The sequence below is a fragment of the Brevundimonas vesicularis genome, assembly GCF_044807075.1.
Taxonomy (GTDB): Bacteria; Pseudomonadota; Alphaproteobacteria; order Caulobacterales; family Caulobacteraceae; genus Brevundimonas; species Brevundimonas vesicularis_G.
On the sequence record NZ_CP085234.1, the window covers coordinates 331,720 to 346,906 of the forward strand.

Genomic DNA, 15,187 nt, shown 5'->3' on the forward strand with positions numbered 1-15,187 from the left:
GAGTTGCGGGGCTTATAGGCCGCTCTTTTGCATTGCGCTACCGGCCTTCGGCCTACTTGAGCGCTTCGCCTTCGCAGGTGCAACTGGGTCGACTCTAGTCGACCCAGTCGCGTTTCAGCGTCCGCGACGCCCCGATCAGCAGGATCGCGGCCAACACATAGAAGCCCATCCCGGTGTAGATGGCCCACCTCAGGCTCTCCTCGCCGAAGCGCGGGGCCAGCAGGTCGCTCATCCAGCCGAAATAATAGAAGCCGACCGCGATCCCGAGCAGATTGTTCAGCAGCAGGAACAGGGCCGAGGCCGTCGAGCGCATGGCCGCCGGCACCAGATGCTGGACCGCCGCCGTGATCGGACCCAGCCAGGCCAGGTTCAGTCCGGTCGGCAACAGGAAGATCAGGAAGGCCAGGGTCAGCTGCTGAACGTGACTGCCGCCGCCGGGCAGAACCAGGCCGATCAGCCAGGGCGAGTTCATCGCCAGGATGAAACAGGGCGCCGAGATCAGGAAGGCGACGGCGGGCGTCAGCGGATAGGCGCCCTTGCCCTTCTTGGACAGCTTGTCGGCGATCATGCCGCCCAGCCAGATGCCCAGGATGCCGCCGATCAGGGCGATGCCGGAATAGTAGATGCTGGTCTGTTTCAGTGTCAGGTCAAAACTGCGCATGAAGAACAGGGGCAGCCAGCCGGCCACGCCATAGCCGCACACCGACGACGAGGCGGCGCCCAGGCCCAGGAGCCAGAAGCTGGGCTTGCGGATGACCACCGAGGCGGTGCGCCGCGCGATCATCAGCGACACGCCGATCACCACCGCCAGCAGGCCGCCGAACGCCAGCACCAGCGGATTGCCCAACGAAATGCCCATCAGCCAGCTCAAGGCGCCGAGGATCAGCAGACCGGCGCCGAGACCCAGCATGATCTGGGCGGCGATCTTGCCGGCCCGGTCCGTGCCGACCGGCGCGGCCGCCAGGGCCGCGACCTGGGCCTCGGTCTTGATGGCGTCCGTGCCGCCGCGCCTGGGATCCCGCACCGTCAGACGCAGCAGGGGCGCGACCAGCACGCCCAGCAGGCCGACTACGATGAAGGCGGTGCGCCAGCCGTACGTCGCCGCCAGCAGGCCGCCGACCAGGGTCCCCGCCGCCATGCCCAGCGGAATGCCGAAGGCGAACGCCGCCATGGCCCGCGCGCGCTGATGCGGCGGGAAATAGTCGGCGATCAGCGAATAGGCCGGGGCCACGCCGCCCGCCTCGCCGATGCCCACGCCCATCCGGCACAGGAACAGCTGGCCGAACGACCCGGCCATGCCGCACAGGGCGGTGAAGCCCGACCAGACGGCCAGGGCGCCGGTCATGATCCAGACCCGGCTGAATCGATCCGCCAGCCAGGCCAGAGGAATGGCCAATGTCGAATAGACCGAGGCGAAGGCGATGCCGCCCAAAAGGCCGAACTGGCTGTCGGACATGCCGAACTCTTCCTTCAGCGGCGCGGCCAGGATGCCGATGATCTGGCGATCCAGGAAGTTCAGCATGTAGATCAGGATCAGGACCGCCAGCACATAGTAGCGGTAGCCGGGCCGCTCGGGCCGCGCCTCCTGGACCGTCAGCGTCTCCGTCGTCATCGGCGTTTCCCCTCGGCGTCTTGTTGTTCGTTGCGGCGAGCCTAGCCGCAAGTCCGCCCTGTGCAAAATAGGCCTGGCGGAGCGAAAAGGGGCGGCGGCCCGGAGACCGCCGCCCCTCGTCGTCAGGCGTTATGGATGTGGATCAGAACTTCAGACCCAGGGTCGCCGTGACGGTGCGCGGCGGGCCGTAGAAGCCGATGATCGAGTTGCCGGTCAGGGCGCCGGGGAAGGTGTAGCCGCCGACGCGATAGCGTTCGTCGCCCAGATTCTTGCCGTGGACGCCGAAAGTCAGGCGGTCGTCGGACGAGGTCCAGACGATGCTGGCGTCATACATCCAGTAGGCGTCCTGATCGAGCAGCGGCGCGGGCGTTTCGAACTGCTGATAGGCGCCGCGGTAGGCGACCGACGGGATCAAGGCGATCGACGAGCCGTTCTCCATGACCCAGTTATAATTGGCCGAGATCGATCCGGTCCATTCCGGCGTGTTCTGGAAGTCGCGCTGCGAGGACACGTCGACGACGCAGCCCGGCAGGGTCGGGCAGGACGTATTGCCCGAGGCCGTCGGGATATAGGCCAGGAACTGGTCGAACTTGGCGTCGATGTAGCTCAGCGAGGCATTGAACGTCAGGGCGTCGGTGGCGCGCACGCGGCCTTCGAATTCCCAACCGCGGATCGAGGAGGAGCCGACATTGTCCACCACCGAGGCGACGGTCGCGCCGGCCGGATATTGGGTCGTGATCTGCTGGTTCTCGTAGCTGGAATCGAAGATCGCGGTGGCGAAGGTCAGGCGACGATCCAGCAGCGAACCCTTCAGCCCGATCTCGTAGGTTTCGACCGTTTCCGGGGCATAGCCGTTGACGGTGGCGGGATACAGGACCGCATCGCCGCGCATGTCGAAGCCGCCCGATTTGAAGCCCTCGCCCCAGGAGGCATAGGCCGTCAGATCGGGGCCGAACTTGTAGTTGACCGAGACGCGCGGCGTGAACTTCTCGAACTCGCGCGTGCGAGTGTAGTTGGTGCGCGGCGCGCCCAGCGGCACGGCGGCGTTGTTGCCGAAATAGGGGCTGCGAATGCCCAGATACTGCTGGCGGAAGACGGTGCCTTCCTTCTCGTCCTTGGTGAAGCGTCCGCCGACCGAGACCGACAGCGCGTCGGTGACGTCATAGGAGAAGTCGGCGAAGGCGGCGTAGCTCTTGGTCGCCACCGAACCGGAGGTCAAGGTCGTCAGATTGGCCAGACCCACGACGGTGTCGAACGCGCCCGAGGCGTTGGCGTCCATATAGAAGACGCCGGCGACGCCATTCAGGCGGCCCGCGCTGACCAGAACCTGGAACTCCTGGCTGAACTGGTCGTCGTCATAGGCGGCGGGGATGTCGAGGATGGGCTGAGGCAGGTTGTCGAAGTCGATGTTGCCGCGCGTCAGGCCCTCACGATAGGCGGTGATCGACTTGAAGGTGAACATGTCGCTCATCTCCCACTCGCCGGTCAGTGACACGCCGCGCGTCTGGACGCGGTTCTTGTCGCCGGCGCCGGCGTTGGTGTCATAGACATCGGCGGGCGACGGGGCGAACTCGCGGTGGCCGTGGCGCGCGTTGGAATCGTCGTTCACCAGATCGCCGGCCAGACGGAAGAACAGGCCGTCGGTCGGGCTCCATTCCGCACTGGCGCGGAAGGCGGTCACGTCCTTGTTGTAGTGTTCGTTGCCGGTGTTCAGGTTCTTGCCGTAGCCGTCGCGCAGATAGCGGGCCAGGGCGGCCGAGACCTTGAACTCGTCGCTGAAAGGCAGTTGGGCGCTGGCGATCACGTCGCGCTGGTTATAGCTGCCGTAGGAGGCGCGCAGGCGTCCCTCGGGCTCGTCCGCATTGATGCGGCTGGTCACGTATTTGATGGCGCCGCCGATGGTGTTGCGGCCGTAAAGCGTGCCTTGCGGACCGCGCAGCACCTCAACCCGCTCTACGTCGAAGATGTCCAGAACGGCGGCCTGCGGACGGGCCACATAGACGTCGTCGATATACAGGCCGACGCCGGGGTCGAAGCCCCACAGCGGATCCTGCTGGCCCACACCGCGAATGAAGGAGATGAGGGTCGAGTTCGAGCCCCGCGCGGCGTTCAGCGTCAGGCTGGGCGTCGAGCGCGCCAGTTCGGTGATGTCCAGGGCGCCGCGCGCCTCAAGCTGTTCGCCGGTGACGGCGGTCACGGCGACCGGCACATCCTGCAGGCTTTCCGCGCGGCGGCGCGCGGTGACGACGATGTCGTCGACGGTTGCGGCGTCCTGAGCGTTCGCGGCTTGAGCGGTCGCCTCCGCATCCTGGGCGACCGTGGCCCCCGCAAGCACGCCCCACGCCGCGCCGGCCAGCAGCGCGCACTTCACATGACGGTTCATGATCCTAGACCCCTTTATCGTTTCCAGCCCGATGGACGCTTTTATTCAGCGTTCAATGATTTTCACGGAACCTACCCGGTTTCGGCCGTCTGTCAAACACTGGACTGACGCAGCGTCACTTGGATCGTCGACCGTGGCGCCGTTGCACCGTCGCGGTCGTGCGCCTAGCCTTGCCGGATGAGCAAGCCGGACGCCGCCGCCCCCCTTCCCCGCCCCGTCGCCGCCGCGCGTCGCAAGGCGGCGGGCGCTGCGCCGGCGCGGCGCGGCCGCCCGCCCAAGACCGAGGCCAAGGCGGCGGGCGAGACGCGCGATCTGATCCTGGATGCGGCCGAGGATCTGTTTTCCAAACACGGTTTCTACGGCGTCACCATCCGCGAGGTGGCGCGCGAGGCGGGCGTCGATACGGCCCTGGTCCACTACTATTTCGGGGCCAAGCGCGAGTTGTTCGACGCGGTCTTCCTGCGCCGGGCCGAAGTCTGGAATGACGACCGCGTCGCCGCCATCGACCGCTATGCCGAGACGGCGGGCGACGACATGACGCTGGAGGGCTTGCTGGAAGCCTTCCTGCGGCCGCCGTTCGAATGGTCGCTGAAGGGCGGGCCGGGCTGGAAACATTATTCCGCCCTGGTGGCCCAGACCAACGCCAACCCCAGTTTCGGGGGCGAAACGATGGCGCGCTATTTCGACCCGGCGATCCACCGGCTGATCGAACTGATCGCCAAGGTGCTGCCGGGCGCCAGCGAGATCGATCTTTATTGGGGTTATCACAATCTGTCGGGCGCCCTGACCCTGACGCTGGGCGAGACGGGACGTCTGGACCGGCTGTCGAGGGGGCGGGCGCGATCGGGGGATTTGGACACGGCGGGCGACTATATGGTCCGGTTCGCGGCGGCCGGGTTCAGGGCCGTGGCGGGTCTGTCAGCGCGCCGAGGCTGATCGTTCACGCCGGGGCCGGCGCGCGCCCGGCTTTCGCCCGGCCGAAAATCATGGTCTCAAGGCCCGACCTACAGATGCCGAAAGCCGCCATGACGCCCCCTGCCGCCGACCGCCGCCGCACCTTTCTGCGCGGGCTCATTGTGGCCGCGCTCGGGGGCGTGTTCCTGGCGGTCACCGGCGCCTTCGGCAGCGCGGGCGCATCCTTGCCCCTGCGTCTCGTCTATTGGGTGCTGGTCATGGTGTTGGGCGGGCTATGGGGCCATCTGTGCGGCCTCGTGGTCAGCCAGTTTGTGGATTCGGATGAGCGGCCATGGCTGAGCATCGCGGTCATGGTTGTCGTGATCACCGGGCCGCTGTGCGTCATCGTTTGGGCGGCGACGGGCCTGTTCTTCGCCCAGAAGCTCTATCCGCTGGCGGTGCTGCCGCAGCTGATCGTGCCGGTCGTGGTCATTACGGCGGCGGTGACGACGTTGAACGTCTTTTTGGGGCGGGCCGTGCCGATCCAGACCCATGCGGCGCCGCCCGAGACAGTGGCCCGCCCGGTTCGGTTTCTGGACCGTCTGCCGCTGAAGCTGAAAGGCGCGACGATCCGGGCGGTGCAGGCCGAGGACCACTATCTGCGCATCCACACCGACCGGGGATCGGACCTGATCCTGATGCGGCTGTCGGACGCCGTAGAAGAGCTGGAGGGGCTGGAGGGCGCCCAGACGCACCGCAGCTGGTGGGTGGCGCGCGAGGCGGTGCGCGCCGTCGAACGCGGCGACGGGCGCGCGACCCTGACGCTGGACGGCGGCCTGTCGGCGCCGGTCAGCCGCCGCTACGCCCGGATGCTGCGCGACGCCGAATGGTGGTGACGCCTTATGGCGCGGGTTGGGTGGTCAGCATCGACGACGGCGCGGCGCAGCCGGTCAGCTCGTCGTCGCCGATCTCGACCTTGGCCGTCAGCGGATAGGTTCGGTCGCTCATACCGTCCGAACATTCGGTGGCGATCAGCACGACGTTCAGCGCCTTGTTCAGATTGGTCGAGCTGGCGAAGGTCGCGACCGTGCCCTGGACCGTCGCGCCATGGTTCGGCGCGCGCTGGGTCGGCTGGTCGACGCGGGTGTAGATCAGGGCGTCCGGCGTGATCTCCACGCCCCAGAAGGGTTCGGTCCCCAGCGCCCGCACCGGCTGGCCCAGATCGACGCCGCCCAAGGTGACGGCGACCTGAGGCTGCGGCGCCGACTTGGGCTTGGACTCCTCGCGGTCGTAACAGGCGCTGAGCGAGAGGCCGGCGAGGGCGATGGCGAGCGAAATGAGGCGCATGACGGCTCCTTTTGGTTCGGGCGCAGGTGAGGTCCCCGCCGCCCTCGGTCAAGGGGCGCGGCTGGGTTATGCTGATCCCATGTCGATTCGCCCCACCGCATTCGAGTTCTTCGCCGGGGGCGGCCTGGCGGGGCTGGGACTGTCCGCCGCAGGCATCGACACCGTCTTCGCCAACGACATGGACGCGGCCAAGGCGCGCGCCTTCACGGCCAATCATCCGCACACCCCGTTTCGTCAGGGCGATGTCTGGAGCCTGACCACCGAAGATCTACCGGGACGGCCGGACATGGCCTGGGCCTCGTCGCCCTGCCAGGACGTCAGCCTGGCGGGCGCGCGCGGCGGGCTGGAGGCCGGGCGGTCGGGGGCCTTCTGGGGCTTCTGGCGGCTGATGCAGGGGCTGGCGGCCGAGGGGCGCGACCCGCGTGTAATCGTGCTGGAGAACGTCATCGGCCTGCTGACCTCAGGCCAAGGGCGAGATTTCGCGGCCGTCTGCACGGCGATGGTCGAGGCGGGCTATACGGTCGGCGCGCTGGAGATGGACGCCGCCCACTGGCTGCCCCAGTCGCGCCCGCGCTTGTTCGTTGTGGCCATCCAGGGCGAGGCCCCTCGCGCGGCCGGTCCGACCCAGCCCTTCCATTCACCGCGTCTTATCGCGGCCCACGCGCGCCTGCCCGAGGCGGTGAAGGCGGCCTGGGCCTGGTGGTCGCTGCACGCGCCGTCGCAGCGCAATCTGGACCTGGCGGCCATTCTGGAGCCGGACGACGCCGTCCACTGGCTGGATGATGCGGACGCCATCCTGGCCCTGGCCGCGCCGCTGCACCACGCCCGGATCGCGTCGGCCTTGACCTCTGGACAGCGTTGCGTCGGCGCCGCCTATCGCCGGGTGCGGACCGAGAACGGCCATAAGGTTCAGCGGCTCGAAATCCGGTTCGATGGTCTGGCCGGATGCCTGCGCACGCCGGCCGGCGGCTCGTCGCGGCAATATGTGGTGGCGTGCGATCAAGGCCGGGCGCGGGTTCGGCGTCTAACCGGGCGCGAGGCTGCGCGGCTGATGGGCGTGTCGGACGACTATCACCTGCCGTCGAGTGAGAGCGCGGCGCTGAAGCTGATGGGCGATGCGGTCGCCGTGCCGGTGGTCAGGGCGCTGGCCGAAGGGCTGCTGCTGCCGGCGCTGATGGATCGACGCGCCGCCGCCTGACGCCGTCGCTGATCGCAAAGATACCCCCCGGGGGATATGGCCCGAGGGGTGGGAAACGTGCGGTCCTTAGCGCTGGACCCACTGGCCCTGGGCATTGCGGTACCATTGGCCCGAGGCGATGCGGGGCAGCAGCTGAGCCTCGAACATCCGGGCCCCGGCGACATCGGCCGAGGTGCCGGCTTCGGCGGCGCTGCGGGCGTAGGCGGCGCGGCGGCCGGCGTTGGTGGCGTCGACGGCTGCGCGCAGGCTGGCGTCCGAGGTCGGGGTGCGGAAGCCCAGATAACCGTCGGCCTGCTCACCCACGGCGCCGGCGGCCTTGGCCTGGTCGATCTGCGCCTTCTGGGCGCTGGTCTGGGCGAGGGCGGCGCCCGCGACGCCCAGAGCCGCAACGGCGGCGCCGATGACGAAGAGTTTGCGGAAGGTCATGTCAGCCTGTCCCTTTCAGAGAGAAGCGGGAAATCAGAAGAGGTTGGGATTCTGCTGCAACAGCTGCTGCAGCTCCTGGTCCAGCCGAACGCGCACGTCGGCGTCCAGCTTGGCGTAGATCTGGATCGGCGCGACCTCGAGACGGATGGTCGGGGCGCAGGCCGCGAGGGCGACGACGACGGCTCCGAAACCGAGGCCGGCCAGTTGGCGCTTGTGGATCATAACGTAAGCTCCGGTTCGGCCGAGGGTGATGTCTCTAATAGCACGCCGTCCAATGAACGCGCGCTGAATGGTGAAGTTCAATCGGCGGGCGCCAGGACGGGCGTGGGCGTCGCCTCCTGCTGACCCTGGCGGGCGCGATTGACGGCCAGCAGATCCGAGATCAGCTGGTTGGCGTTCAGGGTCGTGTCCAGCGTCAGATCGATCTGGGTGTTCGACGGCAACGGCAGTTTGCGGTTCAGGAACTGGCGGCTGATCAGTTCGCCGATCGTCAGCCGAAGCTCCTGGCGCTTGGGCGGATCGTGGCGGCCGCGAATGTGGAACAGGACCGCCAGACGCCCGCCGTCCAGGCTGTTCACATCGGCGCTGAGCTGGTCGAAGGACAGGTTCTCCATCGCCTGATAGGCCAGGTCCTCGACGACGTTTTCCGACACCTCGCCGCCTCCGCCGCTGGCGGCGACATCGGTCAGGACGTCCCGCTTGATCGACAGGCGGCCCGGCTGGACCGCCTCCAGCTTGCCGGCGGTGATCTTGAGCCCGCGCTTGGGGTCCATGATGAAGGGCAGGCGGCCCGAGACGACGGCGTCCAGCTGAACCTTGTCGTCAAAGCCGGTGTCGGCGACGATATCGCCCAGCTGCACCCGGTCCAGCACGATCACGCCGCTGTAGGGCTGGCTCGCGTCCAGCGGGACGGTGAAGGGCTCGACCGAGACGGTGCCGCCGCCGGCGACGACCTGGGCGCCGTCGATCAGCAGGCCCTCTTCGGTGATGGCAAAGGTCAAATCCAGCGCCGTGACCGCCGTGCCGACGGCCAGGCTGTCGGCCGTCAGCTTCTGGTTCGGGGCGGTGATCAGGGGCGTCAGGCTGCTGAAGACGATGTCGCCGCGCAGGCCCTTCACGGCCCCGACCGGGCTGACGAAATCCAGGCCCGGCGTGACCAGATGACCGCTGGAGGTCGGTTCGGCGTCCTTGGTCCAGTTGAAACGTCCGTCGAAGCTGACGGCGCCTTCGACCGGCGACTGCAGGAAGTTGGCGGCCAAGGAGCTGAGCATCGCCGGCTGAAGCCCCTGCTCGGAAAAGACCACGTTCGGGGCGGTGATGACGATGCCGCCCGCGCCAATGCGCCCATCGTGCGCCAGGGTCAGGCGACCGAGATCATAGGCGGCCGCTGCGCCCGTGCCCTTCAGATCGAAGGCGCCGCTCCAGCGTTCGTTGGCCAGGGTCGCCTGACCCTTGGCGAACAGGGGTTCGAACCGTTCCGGCGTCAGGGCGTCGATGACGCGGGCGGCGGCCACGTCGGCGGTCAGGCCGATCCCCGCCTTGGTTCCGTCGACGGTGACACGGCCCGAGGCGTCGGCGAACCGCATGCCGAGGAAAGGCGCCTGGGCCGAGACTTGGGCGAAACCGCCCGCGACGCGCCAGACGCCGTCCTTGGACGTCAACAGCGGACCGCCCTGGGGACACAGTTTGCCGGCGACCTGATGGACGTCGTTCTCGTCCAGCTCCAGCCGCTCGACGGTCAGGTCGACGCAGTCCGATGTCGCATAGGTCAGCCGGCCGGCGTTCATGGCCAGGACGCCGCGTGTCTTGGCGTCGATGCCGCGCGCCAGGTCGAAATCCAGTCGGGCGCGACCGTCCAGCGTCGCTTCGAACCCGCCCTCGGTCAGGCGCCAGTTCGGGACCGCGACGGACATTTCCGGCAGGCCCTTGCCCCGCGTGGCGGTCAGGGTCAGCGCCCCGCCGCCCAGCCGCCCCGGCTCGGCCTGATAGGCGCCGCCCTGACCTTGAGCCACCGTCAGGACGCCGCCGTTGGCGGGCGTCAGGGTGACAGGACGCGACAGGGATACGGTCGTGCCGGCCGCGCCCGTGGCGAAGCGGAGGGCGGGCGCGTTCAGGGCGAAGCGTCCCAGCGCGCGCTTCATCTCGGCCAGCTCGGCGATGTCGTCCGGGCCGACCGCGCCGAACAGGGGCCAGGCGCCGTCGGCGGCGCGCAGCGATCCGTTCGCCGCGATCTGAACCCCGCCGTCGCTGACCACGTCCAGATCCAGGTCGGCGCGGCCACGCTTCAGCGCCAGGTCGCCGAAACCGAAACGGTCGAAGGTCGCGCTCAATGGGCCTGTCGCCTCGAAGGCCGCATCCTTGCCGCCCAAGGCTAGGTCGCGCGACGTCAACGACAATCCGCCGATCGTCGTCTGACCCGTCCGTCCCGAACCGGCGGTCAGGGAAAGCGGCCCCTGCATGCGCCAGCGCACGGCGTCGTCGCTCGACACCGTCAGCTTGCCCCGCGTCGCCGTCGCGGCGACATCGGCGATGCGCAGGTCCGCGCCCTCGACGGCCGCCGCCTTCAGCGCGGTCGTGACATCGCCGTCCAGTTGGAAGGTTTCGATCCAGCCGGAGACGACGCCGTCGAACCGGGCGACGACATCGGCGCTGCGGGCGCTGAGCGTCGGGGTTCCCAGGCGCTCGCCGGTCAGGCGGGCGTCCAGAACCGCCCGGCCGTCGCCGCGCCGCGTCTTCAGATCTGGATAGGGCAGATCGCCGGTCAGCGTCAGCGCAGCCCCCTGCCCCCGCGCAGCCGGTGTCGCGAAGCTATCGGCGGCGGCCGACAGTTTGATCGCCATCCGGTCGCCGGTCGTGGTCAGGTCCAGAAGTCCGGTCAGGCCCTGGGCCTCCGTTTCGCCGCTCTTCAGCGCGGCTTTCGGTAGGCGCGCCGCCAGCCGCATCAGCTTGCCGTCGTCAATCCGGGCGTCAGCCAGCAGATCGACCGGCCCGTATTCCGTATTCAACCGCCCGCGACCGCCCTCGACGATGACCAGGGGTCCGCGCGAATCCGGGCGCGGCGGCCCGCCGGTGAACTCCTTGATCAGCGGGTCCAGCGAGCCGAACGACAGCTTTCCGCCCTTCCAGCTGGCGCGGACGACCGGGCGCACCAGACGGATGCGGCTGGGGGTCACGCCCAGGCCCGACCTGGACCACGGTAGGGCGACGGCGTAGTCGACCTCGGCTCGCTCGACCACGACATCCGGATTTTCGGGATCGCCGATGCGGATGCGACCGACGAACCCGTCGATCTCGATCCGCTCCACCTCGACATCGGCCGGAATCCCGCGCTGATCCAGCCAGCCGACCAGGACATTGCGGGCCACCGCGCGGCGATTGAGATAGATCAGGGCGGCAACCACGCCGATCAGCAGCGCCAGGATCAGAACCCCGACGGCGACGGCGCGCAGGATGCGACGGGTCTTGGCCTGCGGCTTTGGCTTTGGCGTGGACGGTGTGTCGGTCAAACGGATCGATCGCGTGATTGAAACAGCGGGCCGTCCACCTTGGTCATCCTTATCCCCAGCACAAGATCAAAGCATGACGGTCGGTTTTCGGCGCCCGTCTCCTGCCGGTCAAGCTGGGCCAGATAACGGCGAATCGGCCGGTCGGGATCCCTGCACTGTCGAGCTTTGTCTGACGCACGTTAACCGTTTGTAACCGTCTGCTTTCCAAAATGAGACAAGCGCGGTATAGGACCGCCTTCGCGCCACGGGCGATACGGCGCGATCTTCGAGAACGAGTAAAGCTTTGGCGCCGAAGGCGTCGCAATACGACGGGGACCGATGGCTCAGTTCGACCCACGCCGCCAGCCGACGCGGCTCGCGCCGCACATGCTTACGGCGGCGGCTGCAATCTCGGTGGCGATGCTCGCTGGTCGAGCCTATCAACCCGCTCAGGCCGAAGAAGTTCCCGCCCTGACCTCGGCCCAGATGGCGGCCATGGAAGCCAAGGCCTTCGCCGCCGCCAACGCGCCCGCCGGCCTGACCGCGCCCGAGGCCGTCAACGTCCAGATCCGCCGCGGCGAAACCTTCGAGCAGGCCGTGCGTCGCACCGGCGTCGCCCCCGAAGAAGCCAGCGCCGTCGCCGCCACCGTCGCCAACGCCTTCGACCTGGCCGATCTGCGCGCCGGACTGAAGTTCGAAACCGCCATCGCCAAACCGCGCAACGGCCGGGGCGACGCTCGCCTGATCGGCCTGACCATGCGTACCGGCCCGGCGTCGCAACTGACCGTATCGCGCAGCTTCGACGGCGCCCTGCGCCTGCGTTCACTTGAAGAAAAAGTCACCCACGAGACCGTCGTCCTGAAGGGCGATGTCGAGCGCAGCCTGTCTGCCAGCGCGCGTGAACTGGGCGCCACGGCCTCCATCGTCCGTTCCGCGAGCCGCCTTTTCGCCACCAAGTTCGACATGCAGCGCGACATTCGCGCCTCCGACGAGTTCACCATGGTCTTCGACCGTGAAGTGACCGAGGCCGGCCGCACGGTGGACGTGGGCGACCTGATGTACGCCGAACTGCGCGGCGTCACCTTCTATCGCTTCAAGCCCGCCGGCGCGAAGAAAGCTCAGTTCTTCGATTCCAACGGCAAGAACCTGCGCTCGGCCATGATGCGCACGCCGCTTCAGAACTTCCGCCGTGTGTCCTCGGGCTTCGGTTTCCGTACGCACCCGATCTCGGGCTACAAGAAGATGCACCAGGGCATCGACTTCGCCGCCGGAACCGGCACGCCGGTCGTGGCCCCCGCCGACGGCGTGGTGGTCGAGGCGCGCCGCTGGGGCGGTTACGGCAACTGGCTGCGTATCCGCCACAACAACGGTCTGGAAAGCGGCTACGGCCACCTGTCGCGCTACGGCTCGGGCATCCGCGCCGGCCAGCGGGTCAGCCAGGGTCAGATCGTCGCCTATGTCGGTTCGACCGGCGCCTCGACCGGCCCGCACCTTCACTATGAGCTATGGCGCGGCGGCCAGCGGATCAATCCCGCGGGCGTGCGCACCCAGGAAGGCACCGAATTGGCCGGCGCCGATCTGGCCGCCTTCCGCGCCGAAAAGGCCCGCATCGACCGCATCATCGCCTCGGGCGGTCAAAAGCGCCCGGCCATGCAGCAGGCCTCGGCCGAAGGCCTGCGTCCCGCCCGCGGCTAAGGTTCAGCCGACCAGACGCGGGGTCGCGCGCCCCGGCGCCGGGCAGGACAGGCCGTGGACCGTCACATCGGCCTCGCCCAGCTTCAGGCCCAACAGGTCCAGCACGGGATTGAGCGCGCCGTCCAGCACCGGTCCCAGCGGCTCCAGCAGCCGCCCCAGGGCCTTGGTCAGATCGCCGAGTCCCAGGCCCAGGCTGATCACGTTCACATCCACGTCCAGGCGCTCCAACAGGCTGGCGACCGCACCGCTGGCGAAACCGCGCGAGGCCATGGTCTTGGCGCGCTGGTTGTCGATGTCGCCCGCGTCGAACCTCAGCGATCTGAAACCGGCGTTCGCCGCCTCGACATCCGCCTTGCCGGTAATGCTGACCAGGCCCTGGACCGACAACAGGGTCGCACGCTGGGGCGCCAAAGGGGTCTTGAAGTCGCCCAGCCTGGCCTCGTCCACCACACCGATCGATGCGCGCGCCAGGCCCGGCCGCACATCGACCTCGACCGCGCGCGCCGGATCGCAGGACAGCGACTTCAGCCGCGCCTCGGACGCCGCCAGTTCGATCAGGATCGGCAGTTCGACCCGCGCCAGACCCGACAGGGATTGCGCCGTCCTGGCCCGCACATAGAGCCGCGCCTGAGCCGTGCGGATGATCGGCTGGCCGTCAGCCGTCACCGTCAGCCACGGGGAGCGATTGGGGCGTTCGCCGATCGCCAGGCTGGTCTTCAGATCGGCCAGCCCCGCCGGCGCGCCCAGGTTCAGCGCGACCTGCCGATCTCCACCCCCGACCTCCAGCATGGCCATGACCAGATCCATGGCCGAGACCGAGGCGTCCAGCCCTTCGCGGATCCCGTCCGGTGATCGCGCCTCCAGCCCGATCAGGTCGCCCAGCCGGACCTTCGTGCCAACCGAGGCCGAGGCCAGCTTGCCCAGCGCCCCGCCGTCCTGGCCGCCCGCCACCCGCTCCAGCACCCTCAGCGCACGGCCGGCGTCGACCTGGGTCGCCAGAAGCCGGTCGTAGTCGCCGATCTGGACGCCCAGATCGGTCGCCAGGGCGTCGGTGAACCCCAGCAGATTGACGTCGAGATCGATCAGACGGCGATAGTCCATGACGCTGAGCGACACCTTGGACCCGGTCAGGCCGCCGAGCAGTTGGTTGGCCACGCCGCCGTCCAGTCGCGCCAGACGCGACCCGATCGAGACCATGGCCTTGGGCGTCGCCCCGCCCGTCGTCGCCGTGGCCCGGCGGGTGACCCGCACCTGATCGCGGCCCAGCAACAGCGGCGTGAAGAACATCGGCGCCCGGCTGGTGACCTCGACCCGCGCGGCGTTCGGCTTCACGCCGCCCGTCATGAACCGGTCATTGCGCGCCTTGGCCGGATCGGGCGTATAGACGCCCAGCGCCGTCGCCACCGTGACCGAGACGTCGGGCGCGACATTGGCCTCGACCGTCGCCTGGGCCGCGCGCGAGACCGCGCCCTCGCCCTGCGCCAGGTTTCGCACCGCCGACAGCGCCGCGAGATCCGCCGCCCCCTGAACCCGGCGCGTGTGCAGGACCAGAACGCCCAGGTCGATCACCGCCGCCGTGAACAGACACAACAGACCGCCCGCGACCGCCGCGATCACCGCCACCGCCCCGCGCCGATCGGCGCCGAACCGGAGCCGCAGACAAGGCGCCCGGGCGCTCATCAGTAATCGCCCACATGGATGACCGCCGAGCGCCGAATAACGGACGGCGGACGCGGCAGCATCCCGCCCAGCGCCATGATCAGGCTGTCGCTGGCGTCATAAACCACGACGACCCGCAGTCGGCCGGCGTCCTCCCTCACCTCGATGGTCGTGTGATCGGGGTTCAGCGCCACGCCCCGCACCGCCTCGCTGACTTCGCGCCGCGCCAGACCGTCACGCTCTGCCGCGTCCAGCCCTCCGATCGCCGCCCTGGCCCCCTCCGACGCCAGGGCCTGAACCGACTGGGCCATCAGAAACCAGCCGCCATAGACGACGATGCCGATCAGCAGCAGGACCAGGATCGGCCCCACCAACGCAAACTCCACCGCCGCCGCGCCCTCGCGCCCGCGTCGCCTTTCAGAAGGAATGGGCGGAAACGTCCGCATGCCAACCTCACGATTGCTCGCATCGGTTGTATACCGGACACG

At 68.7% G+C, this 15,187-nt stretch carries 12 protein-coding genes; 4 read left to right on the forward strand and 8 right to left on the reverse strand.

All coding sequences use genetic code 11. The features are described from left to right. Positions 1–94: 94 nt before the first annotated feature. Both LG306_RS01630 and LG306_RS01635 read right to left on the reverse strand, forming a co-directional pair. Entirely contained in the window at positions 95–1,612 is a 1,518-nt protein-coding gene (locus LG306_RS01630; RefSeq protein ID WP_404417562.1) for a spinster family MFS transporter, read from the reverse strand. 142 nt (positions 1,613–1,754) lie between these two features. Further along, on the reverse strand, positions 1,755–3,995 hold the full coding sequence (locus LG306_RS01635; RefSeq protein ID WP_404417565.1) for a TonB-dependent receptor: 2,241 nt from the start codon (positions 3,993–3,995) through the stop codon (positions 1,755–1,757). A gap of 177 nt (positions 3,996–4,172) precedes the next feature. On the opposite strand from LG306_RS01635, the gene LG306_RS01640 reads away from it, so the two are divergent. After that, a complete protein-coding gene (locus tag LG306_RS01640; protein WP_404417568.1) occupies positions 4,173–4,931 on the forward strand; it encodes a TetR/AcrR family transcriptional regulator in 759 nt (252 codons plus the stop codon). A 74-nt stretch (positions 4,932–5,005) separates the two neighbouring features. Beyond that, positions 5,006–5,785 (forward strand): LytTR family DNA-binding domain-containing protein, encoded by a 780-nt coding sequence (locus tag LG306_RS01645; RefSeq protein ID WP_404417571.1) that lies wholly within the window; start codon positions 5,006–5,008, stop codon positions 5,783–5,785. Positions 5,786–5,789: 4 nt separating this feature from the next. On the opposite strand, the gene LG306_RS01650 is transcribed toward LG306_RS01645, so the two are convergent. Beyond that, complete coding sequence (locus LG306_RS01650; RefSeq protein ID WP_404417574.1) at positions 5,790–6,236, reverse strand: COG3650 family protein; 447 nt, start codon at positions 6,234–6,236, stop codon at positions 5,790–5,792. Between the two features lie 79 nt (positions 6,237–6,315). Between LG306_RS01650 and LG306_RS01655 the strand changes: the two genes are divergently transcribed. Continuing rightward, positions 6,316–7,434: a DNA cytosine methyltransferase gene (locus LG306_RS01655; protein WP_404417577.1), complete on the forward strand. Its 1,119-nt coding sequence runs from the start codon at positions 6,316–6,318 to the stop codon at positions 7,432–7,434. A 66-nt stretch (positions 7,435–7,500) separates the two neighbouring features. Here the strand turns inward: LG306_RS01655 and LG306_RS01660 are convergent, their stop codons facing one another. The 3 genes from LG306_RS01660 to LG306_RS01670 form a co-directional block, all read right to left on the reverse strand. Next, entirely contained in the window at positions 7,501–7,860 is a 360-nt protein-coding gene (locus LG306_RS01660) for a DUF1318 domain-containing protein (protein WP_404417580.1), read from the reverse strand. 33 nt (positions 7,861–7,893) lie between these two features. Then, entirely contained in the window at positions 7,894–8,082 is a 189-nt protein-coding gene (locus LG306_RS01665) for a YnbE family lipoprotein (protein ID WP_055754620.1), read from the reverse strand. A 77-nt stretch (positions 8,083–8,159) separates the two neighbouring features. Beyond that, a complete protein-coding gene (locus LG306_RS01670; protein WP_404417583.1) occupies positions 8,160–11,366 on the reverse strand; it encodes a YdbH domain-containing protein in 3,207 nt (1,068 codons plus the stop codon). Positions 11,367–11,684: 318 nt separating this feature from the next. Here LG306_RS01670 and LG306_RS01675 point away from each other — a divergent pair, with 318 nt between their 5' ends. Next, the gene (locus tag LG306_RS01675; protein WP_404417586.1) at positions 11,685–13,040 is read left to right on the forward strand and encodes a peptidoglycan DD-metalloendopeptidase family protein; all 1,356 of its coding nucleotides are present in this window, start codon (positions 11,685–11,687) and stop codon (positions 13,038–13,040) included. Between the two features lie 3 nt (positions 13,041–13,043). On the opposite strand, the gene LG306_RS01680 is transcribed toward LG306_RS01675, so the two are convergent. Both LG306_RS01680 and LG306_RS01685 read right to left on the reverse strand, forming a co-directional pair. Continuing rightward, positions 13,044–14,720, reverse strand: coding sequence for a TadG family pilus assembly protein (locus LG306_RS01680; RefSeq protein ID WP_404417589.1), 1,677 nt, complete (start codon positions 14,718–14,720; stop codon positions 13,044–13,046). Next, positions 14,720–15,145, reverse strand: coding sequence for a TadE/TadG family type IV pilus assembly protein (locus tag LG306_RS01685; RefSeq protein ID WP_404417592.1), 426 nt, complete (start codon positions 15,143–15,145; stop codon positions 14,720–14,722). Before LG306_RS01685 ends, LG306_RS01680 begins: the two co-directional genes overlap by 1 nt. Between the last annotated feature and the right edge of the window lie 42 nt (positions 15,146–15,187).